Source organism: Vibrio sp. Vb0667 (assembly GCF_033391095.1).
Genome location: NZ_JAWPOL010000025.1, coordinates 26,919 through 46,459, shown reverse-complemented (window position 1 = coordinate 46,459; position 19,541 = coordinate 26,919). Strand labels below are relative to the sequence as shown.

General features: G+C 46.9%; 18 protein-coding genes. 13 read left to right on the top strand and 5 right to left on the bottom strand.

What is annotated here, in order from left to right; translation table 11 throughout:
* Positions 1-20: 20 nt before the first annotated feature.
* The gene (locus R8269_RS18395; RefSeq protein WP_318222608.1) at positions 21-827 is read right to left on the bottom strand and encodes a sporulation protein; all 807 of its coding nucleotides are present in this window, start codon (positions 825-827) and stop codon (positions 21-23) included.
* A 296-nt stretch (positions 828-1,123) separates the two neighbouring features.
* On the opposite strand from R8269_RS18395, the gene R8269_RS18390 reads away from it, so the two are divergent.
* The 5 genes from R8269_RS18390 to R8269_RS18370 all read left to right on the top strand — a co-directional run bounded on the left by R8269_RS18390 (position 1,124) and on the right by R8269_RS18370 (position 5,126).
* On the top strand, positions 1,124-1,291 hold the full coding sequence (locus R8269_RS18390) for a hypothetical protein (RefSeq protein ID WP_005379043.1): 168 nt from the start codon (positions 1,124-1,126) through the stop codon (positions 1,289-1,291).
* Positions 1,292-1,457: 166 nt separating this feature from the next.
* Positions 1,458-1,724 (top strand): YihD family protein, encoded by a 267-nt coding sequence (locus tag R8269_RS18385; RefSeq protein WP_005379040.1) that lies wholly within the window; start codon positions 1,458-1,460, stop codon positions 1,722-1,724.
* Between the two features lie 308 nt (positions 1,725-2,032).
* On the top strand, positions 2,033-3,454 hold the full coding sequence (ccoG, locus tag R8269_RS18380; protein ID WP_005379038.1) for a cytochrome c oxidase accessory protein CcoG: 1,422 nt from the start codon (positions 2,033-2,035) through the stop codon (positions 3,452-3,454).
* A gap of 48 nt (positions 3,455-3,502) precedes the next feature.
* Positions 3,503-4,489, top strand: coding sequence for a serine/threonine protein kinase (locus tag R8269_RS18375; RefSeq protein WP_318222609.1), 987 nt, complete (start codon positions 3,503-3,505; stop codon positions 4,487-4,489).
* Positions 4,490-4,523: 34 nt separating this feature from the next.
* Entirely contained in the window at positions 4,524-5,126 is a 603-nt protein-coding gene (locus R8269_RS18370) for a thiol:disulfide interchange protein DsbA/DsbL (RefSeq protein WP_005379036.1), read from the top strand.
* A gap of 46 nt (positions 5,127-5,172) precedes the next feature.
* Here the strand turns inward: R8269_RS18370 and R8269_RS18365 are convergent, their stop codons facing one another.
* A complete protein-coding gene (locus tag R8269_RS18365; protein WP_005379035.1) occupies positions 5,173-6,051 on the bottom strand; it encodes an acyltransferase in 879 nt (292 codons plus the stop codon).
* 149 nt (positions 6,052-6,200) lie between these two features.
* Here R8269_RS18365 and R8269_RS18360 point away from each other — a divergent pair, with 149 nt between their 5' ends.
* Entirely contained in the window at positions 6,201-7,157 is a 957-nt protein-coding gene (locus R8269_RS18360) for a DUF2860 domain-containing protein (protein ID WP_054729808.1), read from the top strand.
* Positions 7,158-7,212: 55 nt separating this feature from the next.
* Here the strand turns inward: R8269_RS18360 and R8269_RS18355 are convergent, their stop codons facing one another.
* Positions 7,213-8,736 carry a YifB family Mg chelatase-like AAA ATPase gene (locus R8269_RS18355; RefSeq protein ID WP_005383862.1) on the bottom strand — a complete coding sequence of 508 codons (1,524 nt, stop codon included), beginning with the start codon at positions 8,734-8,736 and terminating at the stop codon, positions 7,213-7,215.
* Between the two features lie 465 nt (positions 8,737-9,201).
* Between R8269_RS18355 and ilvG the strand changes: the two genes are divergently transcribed.
* From ilvG to ilvA, 5 genes are read left to right on the top strand one after another with little or no spacing between them, the layout of a single operon-like run.
* Entirely contained in the window at positions 9,202-10,848 is a 1,647-nt protein-coding gene (ilvG, locus tag R8269_RS18350; protein ID WP_005378960.1) for an acetolactate synthase 2 catalytic subunit, read from the top strand.
* A gap of 11 nt (positions 10,849-10,859) precedes the next feature.
* Positions 10,860-11,144, top strand: coding sequence for an acetolactate synthase 2 small subunit (gene ilvM, locus R8269_RS18345; RefSeq protein WP_005378958.1), 285 nt, complete (start codon positions 10,860-10,862; stop codon positions 11,142-11,144).
* Between the two features lie 12 nt (positions 11,145-11,156).
* Entirely contained in the window at positions 11,157-12,095 is a 939-nt protein-coding gene (ilvE, locus tag R8269_RS18340; RefSeq protein ID WP_258477518.1) for a branched-chain-amino-acid transaminase, read from the top strand.
* A 14-nt stretch (positions 12,096-12,109) separates the two neighbouring features.
* Positions 12,110-13,951 (top strand): dihydroxy-acid dehydratase, encoded by a 1,842-nt coding sequence (gene ilvD, locus R8269_RS18335; protein ID WP_017635601.1) that lies wholly within the window; start codon positions 12,110-12,112, stop codon positions 13,949-13,951.
* A 2-nt stretch (positions 13,952-13,953) separates the two neighbouring features.
* Entirely contained in the window at positions 13,954-15,501 is a 1,548-nt protein-coding gene (gene ilvA, locus R8269_RS18330) for a threonine ammonia-lyase, biosynthetic (protein WP_215810514.1), read from the top strand.
* Between the two features lie 54 nt (positions 15,502-15,555).
* Here ilvA and punR read toward each other — a convergent pair whose 3' ends face one another.
* Positions 15,556-16,458 (bottom strand): DNA-binding transcriptional activator PunR, encoded by a 903-nt coding sequence (gene punR / locus R8269_RS18325; protein WP_005378948.1) that lies wholly within the window; start codon positions 16,456-16,458, stop codon positions 15,556-15,558.
* 152 nt (positions 16,459-16,610) lie between these two features.
* Here punR and punC point away from each other — a divergent pair, with 152 nt between their 5' ends.
* Positions 16,611-17,816 carry a purine nucleoside transporter PunC gene (gene punC / locus R8269_RS18320; RefSeq protein WP_054579443.1) on the top strand — a complete coding sequence of 402 codons (1,206 nt, stop codon included), beginning with the start codon at positions 16,611-16,613 and terminating at the stop codon, positions 17,814-17,816.
* Between the two features lie 44 nt (positions 17,817-17,860).
* Here punC and R8269_RS18315 read toward each other — a convergent pair whose 3' ends face one another.
* The gene (locus R8269_RS18315; protein WP_170890920.1) at positions 17,861-18,637 is read right to left on the bottom strand and encodes a transporter substrate-binding domain-containing protein; all 777 of its coding nucleotides are present in this window, start codon (positions 18,635-18,637) and stop codon (positions 17,861-17,863) included.
* Between the two features lie 115 nt (positions 18,638-18,752).
* Between R8269_RS18315 and R8269_RS18310 the strand changes: the two genes are divergently transcribed.
* Positions 18,753-19,493 (top strand): amino acid ABC transporter permease, encoded by a 741-nt coding sequence (locus tag R8269_RS18310; RefSeq protein ID WP_005383852.1) that lies wholly within the window; start codon positions 18,753-18,755, stop codon positions 19,491-19,493.
* Positions 19,494-19,541: the final 48 nt, after the last annotated feature.

Here is a 19,541-nt window from a genome sequence, read left to right as displayed (position 1 = left end):
CTTACACGTGTAAGCTTAAATTAAGACTCATGAACGGCAGTAGTTTGATCGAGATAATTGAGTACCAGTTCGCCAACTTGATCTGGCTTAGTCGTGGCAGGAATGGTCAGCTCTCGCTTGAGTTTGCCACTACTCAGTAAGCTCGCGAGCATGCCACCTTGCCCCTTGCGTGTGCGGTCAACTTCAAACCACAACTTGAGCTCTTGCTCACTGCGGTGGGCAACAAATTCTAATTCGCGCCACACGCCGTGGTAAGGTCCGTCGGTTGGCACCAGTTCAAACTCTTGCACAAATGGTAGATCGAATCCTTTCACTTCCTCGCATTCCACCTGGCGAATTGGTAAACCTTGCGCTTCAAATGCAGATAGTACCGCATCCATCAGTGGATCAGGTCGAACGGTGAGGATGTATTTATCAGTCGGATCCAAAGCAGCGGCAACGTCTAAGCCGGTTTCTAACCATACTTTGGCATCACCAATGGTGATAGGCGTGTTCCAAGGCACATCGAGCTTAACATCGAAGGTACGCTCTTCGCCGGAATGGATGGTAAATGCGTAAGGGAGACTCCACTTAGCAAGCACATGAGTTTGAGGTACTCGGCGCATGCTGTGTCCTTCTCGCGCACCACGGTCATCAGGGGCTTCTGCGATGTAGCGGCAACAGAGTTTTAAATCAATGTTGTCGATCGCTTGTTCAGTCGCACCACCATATACATGGATAGACACATCCACACTTTGACCTGGGTATAGCACGTCTTGGTTTAAGATTGAGTCGACCTTCGCGCTCCCAATCCCAAAACTGGCAAGTGTCTTCTTCAAAAATGACATAGGCACCTCCTTCATCGAGATCTCATACTACTACTGCTGATCGTGGGATCAAACAAAAATTGCCTCGAACATCGCGACAAAATGACAAAATCTAAACAATTCAATTGCTCAACTATCGACCAATTATTACAAGGATGCTAATCTTACACTTGATATGCATGCATATCGGTATTCCTGACTCATTAACTGGATTGGCGAGAGCCAGAAGAGTGATTCTTCAATCTTGTTGGAGCCTAGCTCATAATGATTCAGGCCATTACATCGGCAATGGATATGCCTGACAGTTAGGTAAATTAATGCGCCCAACAACAGTCAGGTTCGCACACACTAATACTAGTGCAATGCGCCGCCGCAGTGGCTTTACTACTGCACCAAAGGCAAAGCAAGTTGCGCCAGCAATGACATTGGTTGAGAAGACAGCAATGATGTCGAGTGTTCCGGCCAAAGTTATCAAAGCAGCTTAATCAAAAGCGCGGCGCCAGCTGCGCTTTTTTCTTTGCGCGCTATTCATAAAACTTCAAAGACATAAAACAAACTACAGAGAAAGAGATAGTTTTTCCTATTTGGTCTTAGCAAAGCAATTTGGTACCTTTACTGCTAATTACACCTATAAATTCTGTGGAGAAAGAAATGAAGTGTCATCGCATTGAAGAGCTGCTTGAGCTACTAGAGCCTGAATGGCATAAAGATCAAGAGCTGAACCTCTTGCAGTTCATCGTTAAGCTGGCAAAAGAAGCAGGCTATAAAGGAAAGCTAGAAGATCTGACCGACGATGTACTGATCTACCACCTTAAAATGCGTAATAGCAGCAAAGATGAAATGATCCCTGGACTCAAAAAAGACCAAGAGGACGATTTTAAAACGGCGATCCTACGCGCTCGTGGCATCATCAAATAACCAGCTCAACAGCCAGTATTCTTTAAGCGACTCTCTCTGTGAGTCGCTTTTTTATAACCAAAGTTTTTAGTCCCACAATTGGTTATAACTGTTCAGCCAATTATCAGGTTAACTGTACTGATTTTTGTTGTTAAACATTGACTGCGTTAAAGAAACGGAATTGTTATTGATTGTATAATCGCCGTTCATCAGTATTTACTAAAATAATTATGTTCGGTCATCTTTATGACGGAACGAGCAGCAATGTCATCGAGCGACATCAATAGAAATGACGCCGTACATTATAAAAGCCTAAGAAGGATGAGTGCATGAGTCAGGACAAGATCGATATCAAAGATGTGACTCCTAAAACCTATAATCCCAAAACCCATAAAGGAAACGGGGATCGGTTCAACCCAAGTAATCGCATCTATGTACGCGAAAGCAAAGGGACTTACCAGAAACTGCGTCGTTACGGTGGTTGGTTCTTACTGCTTCTCTTCGCTTTGATACCGTGGATCCCTTACGGTGAACGTCAAGCGATCTTGCTTGATATTGGCAACCAGCAGTTCAACTTTTTCGGTACCACCCTGTACCCACAAGATCTTACCCTACTCGCCTTGCTGTTTGTGATCGCGGCGTTTGGGTTGTTCTTTATTACCACCTTCTTAGGTCGGGTTTGGTGTGGCTATCTCTGCCCACAAACCGTCTGGACCTTCATGTATATCTGGTTTGAAGAGAAGCTCGAAGGTAGTGCCAATAAACGCCGTAAACAAGACTCCAATAAGCTGACGGCGAATTTAGCGATGCGTAAAGCCGTCAAACATATAGCTTGGTTTGCCATTGCACTCGCCACTGGTTTTACTTTTGTTGGCTACTTCGTACCAATGAAGCAATTGGTTATCGACTTTTTCACCTTTAACGCCAACTTCTGGCCCGTCTTTTGGGTAATGTTCTTTGCCATTTGTACTTATGGTAATGCTGGTTGGATGCGTTCCATCATGTGTATTCACATGTGTCCTTACGCGCGCTTCCAGTCTGCCATGTTTGATAAAGACACCTTCATCGTTGGCTACGATGCAAAACGTGGGGAAAAACGTGGCCCACGTCCGCGTAAAGCCGATCCAAAGCAGCTTGGTTTGGGTGATTGTATTGATTGTGATTTGTGTGTGCAGGTGTGCCCAACAGGTATCGATATTCGTGACGGCTTGCAGTATGAATGTATCAACTGTGGCGCCTGTATTGATGCGTGTGACAACACCATGGATCGCATGGGCTACGAGAAAGGCCTAATTAGTTACACCACCGAGCATCGCTTATCGGGTAAGAGTACCAAAGTCATGCGTCCGAAGCTGCTAGGCTATGGTGCCGTACTACTCGTCATGGTCGGTCTTTTCTTTGCCCAAATTGCAGCGGTAGACCCAGCCGGCATGAGTGTTATTCGCGACCGTAACCAACTGTTCCGCGTTAATAGCTCGGGAGAAGTAGAAAACACCTACACCCTCAAGGTGATCAACAAAACTCAGCAAGTGCAAGAGTACTCGTTGGATGTTGAAGGGCTATCCGATGTAAGCTGGTATGGTAAGCAGACAATTCAGGTCCAGCCAGGTGAGGTATTGAACCTGCCAATGAGTCTTGGTGCCGATCCTGACAAGCTAAACTCTGCGATTACGACAATTCAGTTTATACTCACCGATAAGAGCAACGAATTCACCATTGAAGTGGAAAGCCGATTTATCAAGAAGCTATAACTTCGATGACTAATGGAAAAAGGCTCAGTAATGAGCCTTTTTGTTTATATGTCCCAAAGTATGTTTAACTTTGACGCCCTTACCCCAGACTTTATGTGGTACGCGTTAGAAAGCATCGGCGTTCGCGCAGAATCAGGCTTTCTTCCCCTCAATAGCTACGAAAACCGTGTTTATCAATTGACTGACGAAGAGCGTCGTCGTTATGTCGTCAAGTTTTACCGTCCTGAACGTTGGAGCAATGAACAGATCCAAGAGGAGCACGACTTTACTTTAGAGCTGATTGGCAATGAGATCCCCGTCGCACCACCTGTGCGCATCAACGGTGAAACCCTGCATCACTATCAAGGCTATGCTTTTGCGCTGTTTGATAGCGTGGGTGGTCGCCAATACGAGGTTGACAATTTAGATCAGCTCGAAGGTGTAGGGCGTTTCCTTGGCCGAATCCATAAAGTCGGCAGCCGCCAAGCCTTCCAACATCGCCCTACGATCGGCTTACAAGAATACCTGTATCAACCAAGAGAGATTCTGCAAAACGCCAATATGATTCCAATGCACTTGGAGAACAGCTTCTTCAATGACTTGGATATGCTGATCAAATCAATTGAAAGCCACTGGCAAGAAGGCTTCAATATGATTCGTTTGCATGGCGATTGCCACCCAGGCAATATTTTGTGGCGAGATGGCCCTATGTTTGTTGATTTGGATGACGCTCGTAACGGCCCTGCAGTACAAGACTTATGGATGCTACTGAACGGTGAACGCCAAGACAAACTGATGCAGTTGGATATTGTTTTAGAGGCTTACCAAGAGTTTTGCGATTTTAATCCTGCAGAATTGAAACTAATCGAGCCACTTCGCGGTCTACGAATGGTGCACTATATGGCATGGCTAGCAAAACGTTGGCATGACCCTGCATTTCCTCTCGCTTTTCCATGGTTTAATGAGCCAAAATACTGGGAAGGTCAGGTCCTTGCATTTAAAGAGCAGATCGCCGCTTTAGAAGAAGCACCGCTGTCTTTAATGCCTCAATGGTAAGTCAGGCCAAAAATTCAAAAATGGAGATATTTCGATGAAAAAACTGTTCGCACTGTTTTCTATGCTGATGTTAAGCCTGTCGGCACATGCAGCGCAATTCAAAGAAGGTGAACATTACAAAGTATTGGATCTTGAGGCATCAAAAAAACCTCTTGTGACGGAGTTTTTCTCTTTCTACTGCCCGCACTGTAATAGCTTTGAACCGGTTATCCAGCAACTGAAAAAGCAGTTGCCAGAAGGTACTAAGCTATTAAAAAACCACGTTTCTTTCATGGGTGGCAACATGGGCCCATCAATGAGCAAAGCCTACGCAACGATGGTTGCATTAAAAGTGGAAGACAAAATGGTGCCAGTGATGTTTAACCGCATCCACAATCTAAAGAAGGCGCCACGTAATGATGAAGAACTTCGTCAAATCTTCCTTGATGAAGGTGTAGACGCGAAAAAATTCGATTCTGCATTCAAAGGCTTCGCGGTTGATTCAATGGTTCGCCGTATGGACAAGCAATTTGAAAACAGCGGTCTAACCGGCGTTCCTGCGGTTATCGTTAACAACAAATACCTAGTTCAAGCACAAAGCATCAAAACGATGGATGAGTACTTCTCTCTGGTGAACTACTTGCTGACACTAAAATAAGCACATCGATATCAATCAAAAGGGGAACACGTCGCTCCCCTTTTGTTTATTTGTAAATCTCTTGTAGCAACCGATCTTTTTCTTGCCACACATCCCCCAACCATTGCTGAAATTGTCGCTTATAGGGCTTATCGTTGAAGTAATCACCAAGCACTCTTTCATCAACGGGTAACACATTTACACGCACAACCACCTTGCTCATGCGGCCCATCAATAAATCCTTGAACGGTTTATGCGTATTTTCTGGGTACGCCAACGTAACGTCGATAATGCTCTCGAACTGCTCCCCCATCGCCGCTAACGTGTACGCAATCCCGCCCGACTTTGGTTGCAGCAAATATTGATAGTTTGCTTTACTCTTACGCTGCTTTTCTTCGGTAAATCGGGTTCCTTCGACATAGTTAACCACTGTGGTTGGAGTGTGTTTGAATTTAGCGCACGAGCGACGTGTCGTCTCTAAATCTTGACCTCGCTTATGAGGATTGCGGATCAGATACTCTCGCGAATAGCGACGCATAAATGGCATATCGAGCGCCCAACACGCCATCCCGATGAAAGGCACATACAGCAGTTGTTGCTTGAGGAAAAACTTCGGCATGGGAATACGGTCTTTAAACACGCAGCAAAGCACAACAATATCTGTCCAACTGAGATGATTACTGATCAGCAGATACCACCCGTCTTTTTTAAGCGCTTCACCGCCCTGAACATCCCACTCAACACGGTTAGATACCGCCAGAATGCACGCATTAACGGTAGCCCATAACCACATCACCTTATTGGCACAAGCGGTCGCTATCGCTTTTAGCTTTACGCCAGGAAGCAATATTTTAAATACAGCGATAACACAAATTGCGAGTGAACAAACCGCAGAATTGAGAATCACAAAAGAAGCGTTAAAAAAAAATAACAAATATGCCAACATGATAGTCAAACAACAGTGATAATGTGTGAAGAATAAAACAGCGTGTAATTATACTGCGCCTTTGCCACATTGGAACATGCGTGGGAATGGTCAGATTTGTTACCGCAACCAATATGTGCACCACTCATTCGACAACAAGGAGATAACGAATGAAACCAAGGCTACTTCTCTTGCCTTTGGCCTTTGTCGTCAGTTCTGCTCAGGCTCAACTCGCTGAAACCGCAGGTTTTGGCGGTGAAATTTCGCTGAATGCCGGATTCATATCATCAGAATCCAATTTCAATACAGAAAATAGTAACACCATCGATTCTCTCGATAAGCGTGCCGATAGTGACAGTTCCGTTATCGCTGCACCGCTAGGGAGTGTGACATACACCTTTGGTAGCCGACTCAACCACCAAGTTTACGCCGGTACCACACGCTCAGATGTCGCGGTAGGTACACTCGCTTTTCAGTTGGGCTATCAACACGAGCTACAATCTGGCACCGTGCTCGATGTTTCCTATCTGCCGACGGTACTCAAAGGCGAAACTTGGCGCAACCCTTATCAAGTAGGAACCGCACGTAAAGAGACGGATGTTGACGGCAATGCGTATCGCTTTCAGATCAAAGGGTTAATTGATAAGAACTTCAACCTTGATCTTGCTTATGCTGATAAAGACATCGAGCAGGAGGAAGTGACAGACCGCTCACTTGCTCGCGATGCTAACCTTTACTATGTCAAAGGCGACTATCGCATTCCACTCAACCAAACGTCTATGTTGCAACCCGCTTTCACCTACATCAATCAAGATGCCGACGGTAAGGCGGAATCATTTGATTCGTACGGGTTTGACATCAGCTGGTTTAAATTTATCAATCGCCATCGATTGGCTCTCACCGCGGGTTATGCATGGAAAGACTATCAAGGAGCTAGCCAAACTTTTGCTAAAACACGAAATGACGACACCATCAGCCTATTTGCGGCCTACGAATATCAAAACGTATTTGACTGGCAAGACTGGTCGTTCATTTCTTTAGCCGGCTATAGCCAAACTGACTCGAATATCACGTTTTATGAGGAGAAAGAGTACCTATTGTCGCTTGGTCTCAACTACACCTTCTAACGTCCTTCATCGCAACAAGGTGCTTACAAAACTTGTTGCGATGACACTTTGCTGTCTATACCGCTTGCGCCGTAAGCTGTTTCAGTAAACGGTCCATCGCTCGATACCCAAGTGCCTCGGCCAAGTGCGTTCGTTCAATTTGCTCCGCCCCATCCAGATCGGCGATTGTTCGCGCCACTTTGATAATACGATGATACGCACGAATCGAGAGTCCTAAACGGTGCAAAGCGGTTTCAAGAAACTCAGCATCACTCTTGTGCAAGGGACAAAACGCCTCAATTTCTCGACTACCTAGCAGTGCATTGACCTTACCACTGCGGTTTAGCATATTGTTACGCGCATGGCTCACACGCGCTTTTACGATAGCAGTCGGCTCACCGCGATCACCACCTTCTGCTAATGTCCCTTTGGGCAAAGCTGGGATTTCTAAAGACATATCAAAGCGATCTAACAGTGGTCCAGATAATCGACCAAGGTAGCGCAAAATAGCTTGTGGATTGGTGCGCGCTTGATTGCCTTCGTAATATCCTGTCGGGCTTGGGTTCAAGGCTCCTACTAATTGGAAGCGAGCCGGAAAGCGTGTTTTACCTTGCGCTCGAGAGATAATGATCTCGCCAGATTCGAGCGGTTCGCGTAACGAGTCTAGAACTTTACGATCAAATTCGGGCATTTCATCGAGAAACAATAACCCGTTGTGGGCTAAAGAGATCTCCCCTGGTCTGGGTACCGAGCCACCGCCGACTAATGCCGCCATTGAACTTGAATGATGCGGAGAACGAAACGGACGCGACTTCCAGTTATGCTCATTAATTTCACTCTGAGTCAACGATGCCACCGAAGCGGTTTCCATTGCTTCTTCGTCACTCATTTCCGGTAATAAGTCACACAAACGCGAAGCCAACATCGTTTTTCCAGTACCTGGCGGGCCAAGGAAAAGTAAGTTGTGGTTTCCAGCGGCAGCAATCTCCAGTGCTCGCTTACCTTGTTGTTGGCCAATAATATCTTGTAAGTCTCGACCATGTTTTTCGATCGTTTTTCGCTTAGGCGTTTGAAAAAGATTCAGTCGATGTTGACCACAAAGCTCGGCACATACTTCCAGTAATGATTGGGCCGATTTATGTTGTTCCTTCCCCACCAGCGCCGCCTGATCGCCATTCACATGTGGGACGACCAAATGGCGTTGAATCTTACTAGCTTCCAGCGCAGCAGGCAGCACACCTTTTACAGGTCTCAGACCACCAGATAGTGCTAACTCACCAACAAATTCGTAGTTTTTGAGCTTATCTGTCGCGATTTGCTCCGAAGCGGCCAAAATTCCCAATGCAATAGGAAGATCAAAACGTCCTCCCTCCTTGGGTAGATCTGCCGGAGCCAAGTTCACGGTGATCCGCTTAGCAGGAAATTGAAAGTTAGAATTAATGATCGCACTGCGTACGCGATCTTTGGACTCTTTTACCGTTGTCTCTGGCAAGCCTACTAAGGTAAACCCTGGCATGCCGTTGCTTATATGAACTTCTACACTAACCGATGGCGCTTGCACCCCGACGCTTGCTCGACTATGAATGATTGCCAGCCCCATACGTTCCTCAATTTTTTTGAACACTCTGTAAACAAATGTTTTATCTGGTTGGTTATGTTATATACCGCGTCCCAATTGAGAGTTAATGTGAAAAAAGAATGACTTTTTGCTTGTCATGCAGCGGAATTGTGTGATACCACTAATGACGCAAACAATTTCGTAGAACATTACACAACATTTTTTAACGAAAAAAGAACGACAGACAGATGAACCTTTTCGCTCATATCAACGCACTGCTAGCCCTGATTATCGTGGTCATTATTGGCACCGCGCGGGGTATTGTGGGCGAAAGGTAACCACAAATTACAAAAAACCCCCGCACTGAAAAGTCCGGGGGTTTTTTTACAACTACAAGTTGTCATCTGTCTAACCCTCGGACAGTTTAACGGGAAGAATGGGAGTGCACATGAAGTGCAATAAATATGGCAATCGCTACGAGCCACAACGTAGCAAAGGAGGTTTACGATGACTGGTGCACAACTTGTCGTAGCCGCTTTAAGACAGCAAGGCATCGAAACCGTTTTTGGCTACCCCGGCGGGGCCATCATGCCAATCTATGATGCTTTGTATGACGGTGGGGTGGAACACATCCTATGCCGTCACGAGCAAGGGGCCGCTATGGCAGCTATCGGGATGGCTCGTTCCACTCAAGACGTTGCTGTGTGCATGGCAACTTCTGGCCCAGGAGCCACTAACCTTGTTACCGGCCTTGCCGACGCTTTCCTTGACTCCGTACCTCTAGTTGCCATCACAGGCCAGGTTGCTAGCTCTCATATCGGTACCGATGCATTCCAAGAAATGGATGTGATCGGAATGTCCCTAGCCTGTACTAAGCACAGCTATCTCGTGACCGAAATTGAAGATCTAGCTCCGACACTTGCCGAAGCCTTTGAGGTCGCAAAAACCGGTCGTCCGGGTCCAGTCATTGTCGATATCGCCAAAGACGTTCAACTCGCTCAAGCACCCACAGACCTTCTTCCTCCATACATAGCACCAGCAATCGAAGATGTCAGCGCTGAAGATATCAAACGTGCGCAAGATGTGCTGGCAGCATCTACTCGCCCAGTGTTGTATGTTGGTGGTGGCGTGCAACTTGCGAAAGCAACCGATGCAGTACGCGAATTTCTTCGCTTAAACCCAATGCCTGCAGTTAGCACATTAAAAGGCCTCGGTACCATTGAACGCCATGATCCCCACTATCTTGGTATGTTGGGTATGCATGGCACCAAAGCCGCCAACCTAGTGGTTCAAGAAGCTGATCTATTGATTGTGGTTGGCGCGCGTTTTGATGACCGTGTGACGGGTAAGCTCGATACGTTTGCACCAAATGCGAAAGTGATTCACATCGACATTGATGCTGCGGAGATTCATAAACTGCGCCACGCCAACGCACCATTACGTGGCGACATCAACACCATTCTCCCTCAGCTAGAACTGACTCAAGATATCTCACCGTGGGTTCATCACAGTGAAAGTCTGCGCAGCGGCTTTAAGTGGCGTTACGACCACCCGGGCGAGTTAATCTACGCACCGCTATTGCTTAAACAGCTGTCTGACATGATGCCAGATAGCTCAATTGTCTCGACCGACGTCGGTCAGCACCAGATGTGGGCAGCGCAACATATCCAGCCACGCGAACCACAAAATTTCATCACTTCTGCTGGCCTTGGCACCATGGGCTTTGGCTTGCCAGCGGCGATGGGTGCTGCAGTCGCACGTCCTGATGATCAGTCTATCCTTATTACAGGTGACGGTTCATTTATGATGAACGTTCAGGAATTGGGCACGCTGAAGCGTCGTCAGATTCCAGTGAAGATTGTCCTTCTTAATAACCAACGTCTTGGCATGGTTCGCCAATGGCAGTCATTGTTCTTTGACGGTCGCCACAGTGAAACCATTCTTGATGACAACCCAGATTTCGTGATGTTAGCAAAAGCGTTCGATATCCCGGGCAAAACCATCACCAAGAAAGAAGAAGTCGAACCTGCTCTCAAAGAGATGCTAGCGAGTGAAACTTCTTACATGCTTCACGTTTTGATTGATGAAGAAGAAAACGTGTGGCCATTGGTGCCACCTGGCGCATCAAACAGTGATATGTTGGAAAATACATAGGAGACAATCGCATGGACAGATATTTACTCGACATCAAAGCCGATGACAAACCGGTACTGTTGGAGCGCGTTCTACGTGTGATTCGTCACCGAGGTTTCGTGATCAAACAAGTCGCTGCTACGCAAAACCACGAAAGCAAAGTAGCCAGCGTCGAGATCATCGTCGACAGCGATCGACCAATCTCGTTTTTGATCAATCAAATAGAGAAGTTGTGGGACGTTCGTAAGGTTGAGGTGCTAAAAATCCGCAACGATGAACTGCCAAATCACAACTTACAACAACACGTAAGTGCATAAGGAAGGCAACAAATGGCAACGAAAACTGCAGATTTCATTTGGTTTAATGGTGAGATGGTTCCATGGGCAGAGGCGAACGTTCACGTTCTGACTCACGCAATGCACTATGGTACATCCGTGTTTGAAGGCGTGCGCTGTTACAACACACCAAAAGGCCCAATTGTCTTCCGTCACCGTGAGCATGCACAACGTCTAAAAGATTCTGCCAAGATTTACCGCTTTCCGATCCCTTTCTCTGTAGAAGAAATCATGGAAGCGACCCGCGAAACACTGCGCCAAAACAAACTCGACAGCGCTTACATTCGTCCATTGGGTTTTGTCGGGAATGTTGGCTTAGGCGTATGTCCACCAGTTGGCACTGAGATGGATCTAATCATTGCAGCATTTCCTTGGGGCTCTTACTTAGGCGAAGAAGCGCTAGAAAAAGGTGTCGATGCGATGATTTCAAGCTGGAATCGCGCTGCGCCAAACACCATCCCAACTGCGGCTAAAGCAGGCGGTAACTACCTATCTTCACTACTGGTTGGTGGTGAAGCGCGTCGTCACGGTTACGACGAAGGTATTGCTCTAAGCGTAGATGGTTACCTATCGGAAGGGGCTGGTGAAAACATCTTCGTTATCAAAGATGGCGTAATCACTACACCACCAGCAACTAGCGCGATTCTACCGGGCATCACTCGTGACTCGATCATGACAATTGCACGCGATAAAGGCTACAAAGTACGTGAGGCGAACATTGCTCGTGAAGCCCTTTACCTTGCCGATGAAGTATTCATGACCGGTACCGCAGCAGAAGTTGTGCCTGTGGCAACCATCGACAAAATTGAAGTGGGCAGCGGTAAACGCGGTCCGATTACCAAAGAATTGCAAGAAGCCTACTTTGGCCTATTTAACGGCACCACGGAAGATAAGTGGGGCTGGTTAGACTATGTGTACACAGAGCAGCAGTAAGAAGGATTTAAGAAATGCCAAAATATAGATCAGCAACCACCACACATGGTCGTAACATGGCGGGTGCACGAGCACTGTGGCGTGCAACGGGTGTGAAAGAAGAAGACTTCGGTAAACCAATCATCGCCGTTGTAAACTCGTTTACTCAATTTGTTCCGGGTCACGTACACCTGAAAGACATGGGCCAGCTTGTAGCGCGTGAAATCGAAAAAGCCGGCGGCATCGCAAAAGAATTCAACACCATCGCGGTTGATGATGGTATCGCAATGGGTCACGGCGGCATGCTGTACTCACTGCCTTCACGCGAACTGATCGCAGACTCTGTGGAGTACATGGTCAACGCGCACTGTGCCGATGCCATGGTATGTATCTCTAACTGTGACAAAATCACTCCGGGAATGTTGATGGCATCTATGCGTCTCAACATCCCGGTTATCTTTGTTTCTGGTGGTCCAATGGAAGCGGGTAAAACCAAGCTTTCTGATCAGATCATCAAACTAGACCTTGTAGATGCGATGATCCAAGGCGCGGATCCAAAAGTGTCTGATGAGCAAAGCGAGCAGATCGAACGCAGCGCATGTCCAACGTGTGGATCGTGTTCAGGCATGTTCACTGCAAACTCAATGAACTGTCTAACGGAAGCACTGGGTCTTTCTCAACCAGGTAACGGTTCTATGCTGGCAACGCACGCTGACCGTGAACAACTGTTCCTTAATGCAGGTCGTCGCATCGTTGAACTGACTCGTCGTTACTACGAGCAAGATGACGAATCAGCACTGCCACGCAACATCGCTACGTTTGATGCGTTCGAAAATGCGATGGCACTGGATATTGCAATGGGTGGCTCAACCAACACCATTTTGCACCTGTTGGCTGCAGCGCAAGAAGGTGAAGTGGATTTCGATATGGAAGATATCGATCGCCTATCACGTCAAGTACCACACCTATGTAAAGTGGCACCATCTACCCAGAAATATCACATGGAAGACGTACACCGCGCAGGTGGCGTCATGGCGATTCTTGGTGAGTTAGATCGTGCAGGTCTTCTACACAATGATGCGCGCACCGTGCTTGGCCTTTCGATGAAAGAGCAGCTGGCGAAATACGACATCATCCAAACTGAAGACGAAGAAGTACTTAAGTTCTACCGCGCAGGTCCTGCGGGTATTCGTACTACTCAAGCGTTCTCACAAGATTGCCGCTGGGATCGCCTTGATGACGACCGTGCGGAAGGTTGTATTCGTACTATCGATCATGCCTTTAGCCAAGAAGGTGGCCTAGCCGTTCTATCAGGCAACATCGCATTAGATGGTTGTATCGTTAAGACTGCTGGTGTGGATGAGAGCATTCATAAATTCACTGGTCCAGCTGTGGTATTTGAAAGCCAAGAAGACGCCGTAGAAGGCATCTTGGGTGGCAAAGTAAAAGCTGGCGACGTGGTTGTTATCCGTTACGAAGGCCCTAAAGGTGGTCCGGGCATGCAAGAAATGCTTTACCCAACCACTTATCTAAAATCGATGGGCCTTGGCAAAGAGTGTGCACTTCTGACTGACGGCCGTTTCTCTGGCGGCACATCAGGTCTGTCTATCGGCCACGCCTCTCCTGAAGCAGCAAACGGCGGTGCAATTGGTCTGGTAAAACAAGGCGATATGATCGCAATTGATATTCCAAACCGTTCAATTTCACTCCAAGTGTCTGAACAAGAACTTGCTGAGCGCCGTGCAAAACAAGACGAACTAGGCTGGAAACCAGTTGACCGCCAACGTGAAGTTTCATTTGCACTCAAAGCGTACGCGAGTATGGCAACCAGTGCTGACAAGGGTGCAGTACGAGACAAGTCGAAGCTAGAGGGCTAGCAATGATGGAAGCTCAACCCGAAAAACAAGTGAACCAAACTGGCGCAGATTATCTGCGCCAAATCCTTCGCGCACCTGTTTATGAAGTAGCAACAGTGACGCCACTGCAAGAAATGCCTCGTTTATCTGCACGTATCGGGAATAATGTGCAGATCAAGCGTGAAGATCGCCAACCCGTACACTCGTTCAAATTGCGCGGTGCATACAACATGGTGGCGAGTTTATCTGAAGCACAGAAAGCCGCTGGTGTCATTGCAGCATCGGCAGGTAACCACGCTCAAGGCATGGCGCTCTCTGGTACTAAGCTAGGCATCAAGACCACCATCGTGATGCCCAAAACCACACCAGACATCAAAGTCGATGCGGTACGTGGCTTCGGTGGCAATGTAGTGCTGCACGGCAGCAACTTTGATGAGGCAAAAGCCGAGGCAGAGCGTCTATCCGAGTTAAACGGGTACACCTTTGTCCCTCCTTTCGATCACCCACTGGTGATTGCAGGTCAAGGCACCATCGGCATGGAAATGCTGCAGCAAAATGGTCATCTTGATTACATTTTCGTCCCTGTCGGTGGTGGCGGTTTGGCTGCGGGTGTTGCGGTACTTGTGAAGCAACTGATGCCAGAAATCAAAGTGATTGCAGTTGAGCCAGAAGATTCGTCATGCCTCAAAGCGGCATTGGATGCAGGTGAACCAGTAGTATTAGACCAGGTCAGCATGTTTGCCGATGGCGTTGCAGTAAAACGCATTGGTGAAGAGACGTTTCGTCTATGCCAAAAGTACATTGATGGCCATATTGCAGTCTCTAGCGATGAAATCTGCGCAGCAGTAAAAGACATCTTTGAAGACACCCGTGCGATTGCAGAGCCTTCTGGCGCGCTTGCTCTGGCGGGTTTGAAGAAGTTTGCTGAACAGAACAAGCTGAAAGACAAAAACCTAGGTACGGTATTGTCTGGCGCAAACACCAACTTCCACGGTCTGCGTTATGTTTCTGAACGCTGCGAGCTTGGTGAAAAACGTGAAGGTCTGCTTGCCGTCACCATCCCTGAGCGTCAAGGTGCTTTCTTTGAGTTCTGTAATCTCATTGGCGGCCGTGCCGTGACAGAGTTTAACTACCGCTACAACGATGACGCATTGGCAAATATCTTTGTCGGTGTGCGTTTGCAAGGCGGTCAGGAAGAGCTAGAACATATCATTCACGACTTACGTGATGGTGGCTACCCAGTGGTTGACCTGTCTGATGATGAAATGGCGAAGCTGCACGTGCGCTACATGATTGGTGGTAAGCCGTCTAAGCCGCTTAAAGAGCGCCTCTACAGCTTTGAATTCCCAGAGTACCCTGGGGCGCTACTTAAGTTCTTAAGCACACTCGGCACACACTGGAATATCAGTTTGTTCAACTACCGTAACCACGGCGCTGACTACGGACGTGTTTTATGTGGTTTCGAGTTAGATGAAAGCGATTTAGCTCAGTTTTCTGCACATTTACGTGAACTTGGCTATCAATGCAAAGACGAGACAGACAACCCATCGTATAAGTTTTTCTTGTCATAAAACGCCACATTTTAAACATATCAATGAAAACACCTCGCTAATGCGAGGTGTTTTTTATGACTGTAACCAATCTTTATGTAGCTGATTAGGCGACCCAAGATAGTCCACCATCCACTGGATCAATTTATGATTATCATCTTTGCGCCATACTAAGCAGCAGTGACTGAGCGGTTTATCATCCGGCATGACCTTCTCCACCAGCACACCATCATTGATTAAGGGTGTTGCAATATGACGTGGCATGTAACCCACGCCCACCCCATTTTTTAAACATTCAATCGCACTATACCAATTGGGCAATAATAATCGGCGCTGTTGCGGATAATGGCCAGTATGGCGTTTTGGCAGCACGTTCGAAGTATCATCAAGACAGATCGCCGGAAATTGACTCACAAACGCTTCAGTAAGCACTTGTTGTCGAACGCAAGGATGAGCGGGTGACATTACAAATGCCCAATCTAATACGCCCATATCTTTGACTTCAAAATCTCCCCCAACGGGAACCGCAGATGTCGCGCCAACGACAATGTCGGCTCGACCTTGTGCTATGGCTTCCCAAGAACCATTGAAGACCTCCATATTGATCTGCAATTCAGCAAATTCAAACTCGCGATAGAAATCTTCCACCAAAGGTTTGAGTTTTTCTAACTTCACCACGTTATCTAAGGTCAGCTTTAACGTGCTTTTCCATCCTTGAGCCGCTCGCCGCGTTTGTGCTTTCACCTCTTCCATTTGACGCAGCAAAGAGCGCGCCTCGGCCATAAAAAGTTCACCCGCTGGAGTTAGCTCGACTTTCCTTGGTAAACGTCGAAACAGCACCACATCTAAATCTTGCTCGACCTGCCTTACTCCATAGCTGATGGCTGAGGGGACTTTATGCAATACCTCAGCCGCAGCGGTGAAACTGCCTAAACGGGCAACCGTATCCAGCATTTCCAAAGACGCTTTAGAGAACATGATTTAACCTTTCAAAAAATTTGATTGATAACCAACAATTTTAGCGTTTTATTTTCTCAAAATCGAAAAATAGAATAATAAAGTAAATAAATCAGGGTTGGCGCCAACTGATGTTGATTAAAAAATGATTAAATAATTTGACTGGTTGAATCATGAAAATCTCAAAACTACAGCTCATTTATCTGGCAGCATTATCGATGCTTGGCTTCGTTGCTACCGATATGTATCTGCCAGCATTCAAAGCGATGGAAATCGACTTTGCAACAGGCCCTGAGCAAATTGCGCTCTCTTTAACGGTATTCCTCGTTGGTATGGCGATTGGCCAGCTAATGTGGGGATTGGCATCCGATAAATTTGGCCATCGTAATACACTCGCAGCCGGGTTGGTGCTATTTACTATCGCGTCATTCGGTTTGGCTTTCTGTGATCAAGTATGGCAACTACTCACACTGCGCTTTATCCAAGCTATCGGTGTGTGTGCACCAGCCGTGATCTGGCAGGCTATGGTCATTAAACGCTACTCAAGCAGTAGCCAACAAATTTTTGCGACAATCATGCCACTCGTCGCGCTATCACCAGCACTAGCACCTCAATTAGGGGTTGTGTTGGCAGATAACTTCGGCTGGCACAGTATCTTTATTACGCTAACACTGGTTGGTGTCTTTTTGGTCTTTGCGACCATGGCACAAAAAGACGAGAAAGCAGAAATCAAACAAACCAGTATGTCTGCCGACATCAAAGCGCTGCTGAGTTCTAAAAAATACCTTGGCAACGTGTTTATGTTTGCGACGGCTTCAGCTGCATTCTTTGCTTACCTAACTGGGATGCCAGAAATCATGGCGCAACTGGGCTACGAAGCAAAAGATATTGGTTTGAGCTTTATCCCACAAACCATCGCGTTTATGGCTGGTGGCTACTTAGGTAAAGTAGGCGTTCGAAAATTTGGTGATGAAAAGGTTCTGCGCCAACTGATTGGCCTATTTAGTGTCGCGGCATTAATGATTTTCATTGCTTCACAGTGGGATCTGTCATCGATTTGGCCTATTCTTGCGCCATTCTGTTTGATTGCCGTTGCTAACGGCGCGCTGTACCCAATCGTGGTAAACCGTGCATTGGCCAGCGCACAACAGAGCCCTGCAACAGCAGCAGGTCTGCAAAACAGCCTGCAAATCTGTGTAAGTAGCTTCTCAAGTGCATTGGTAGCCGCAATGGCAAGCCAAGCTCAGATGGTTACTGGCATCGCAATCATCATCTGTATGGGTGGGCTGTGGATGGGATACATTCTGTCGAATCGCGAATTATCCAAGCACTTTACGACTCCTGACAACGCCCGAGTCGTGAGTGAAGACGAACTTTAATCGTTCAGATAATAAAAAGAGCCGCGCAATGCGGCTCTTTCTGTTTATAAGCTTTTCAACCCCCATTTCCTGGCAGTCTGCTTAAAAAAGCCTTGAGTCTTTTTCAACTCTACCCAGTGATTGATGTAATTAATCCATACTTGATCGTCTTGCGGCAACAACATAGCAATTGGGGTTGGTTTACGCGGTGCGGTCACTGGCACTATCGCCAATTGTTTAAACTTATCCACCAACGTCGCAGCTTCCACATTGGACGTCACCGATACATCGGCCCTGCGAGCTAGTAGTTCTTGGAAGTCGCGCGCTGGCGCTTCAATAACAATATGCTGAGCAGACGGGAAGAACTCTTTCACCATTTTTTCTTGTACCGTACCTAACGTCGCCGCGACTTTTACTTCTGGTTTATTAAAATCCGCCCAATCAGAGAATTTGGCGAGATCTTTCTTTTGCACCACAGGTACAAAGGCAAGGTAGAAATATGGCTGGCTGTATCCAGCTACTTTCGCGCGCGACATGTTCAGAGATGCGCTGCCAGTAATATCGTACTTGTTGGCGGTAATGCCATTAACTAGCGTCTTCCAATCCGTGGGAACATACTCCACTTTTACACCGAGATCTTTAGCAAGTTCTGTTGTTACATCGATATCGAAGCCACGATAACTGTTTGTCGCGGGGTCTTTCATCGTCATCGGATTCCAATCTCCCGTCGTTCCAACTCGGAGTACGCCATTGTCTAAAATAGATTGAAGACGGCTTTCAGCGTGAGCGACTTGAGTCGCAGCAAGCAAACACATTCCTAGCACTAGTAAAATCTTTCTCATTTTTATTCCCTTAAAAATAATGACCTTATACGGTTTAATAATTAACCTTTATTAGAGCTCTACTGATAACATAGCAGCAACAAAGGAAGTTTTTTAGTTAATTCAGGGAGTAAATGTGACGTTTCGAACTCTATGGCTGTTTTCACTGCTATTACTCACTGGTTGTTCAGATTATCAATGGGGCTGGTATGTACTTGACCCTTCGACGGATCAAGGGCTCACCAATCTAAAGTTTTTAATCGCTGGGTTTAATGACACCATTCAGGTATCACTCCTCAGTATGTTATTTGCGATGAGCTTGGGTCTGATCGTTGCGTTACCCGCTCTGTCGGACTCTGCCTCTCTGAAGTGGATAAACCGTATTTATGTCGAGGTGATCCGTTCAGTGCCAGTTTTAGTCTTACTACTTTGGGTGTATTACGGCATGCCTACGCTATTGGATGTCTCACTCAATCACTTTTGGGCGGGTGTTATTGCACTGACTATCGCTGAGAGTGCGTTTATGGCGGAAGTGTTTCGCGGTGGGATACAAGCTATCAGCCGTGGCCAGCATGAAGCAGCTGAGTCTTTGGGCTTAAGCTATTGGCAAAAGATGCGCTTGGTAATTCTTCCCCAAGCGTTTCGGCAAATTCTCCCACCACTGGGTAATCAATTTGTCTACATTCTCAAGATGAGTTCTTTAGTCAGCGTGATTGGTTTAAGCGATCTCACTCGCCGTGCTAATGAGCTGGTGGTGAATGAGTACTTACCCTTAGAGATTTATACCTTCCTCGTTTTGGAGTACTTGTTGCTCATCCTATTTGTATCTCAAGCCGTTCGTTGGCTCGAAAAACGTATTGCCATTCCTAGCTACTAGCGATGAAGCATTAGCTAGAAACAACAAAGCCGCACTTGTTGAGCGGCT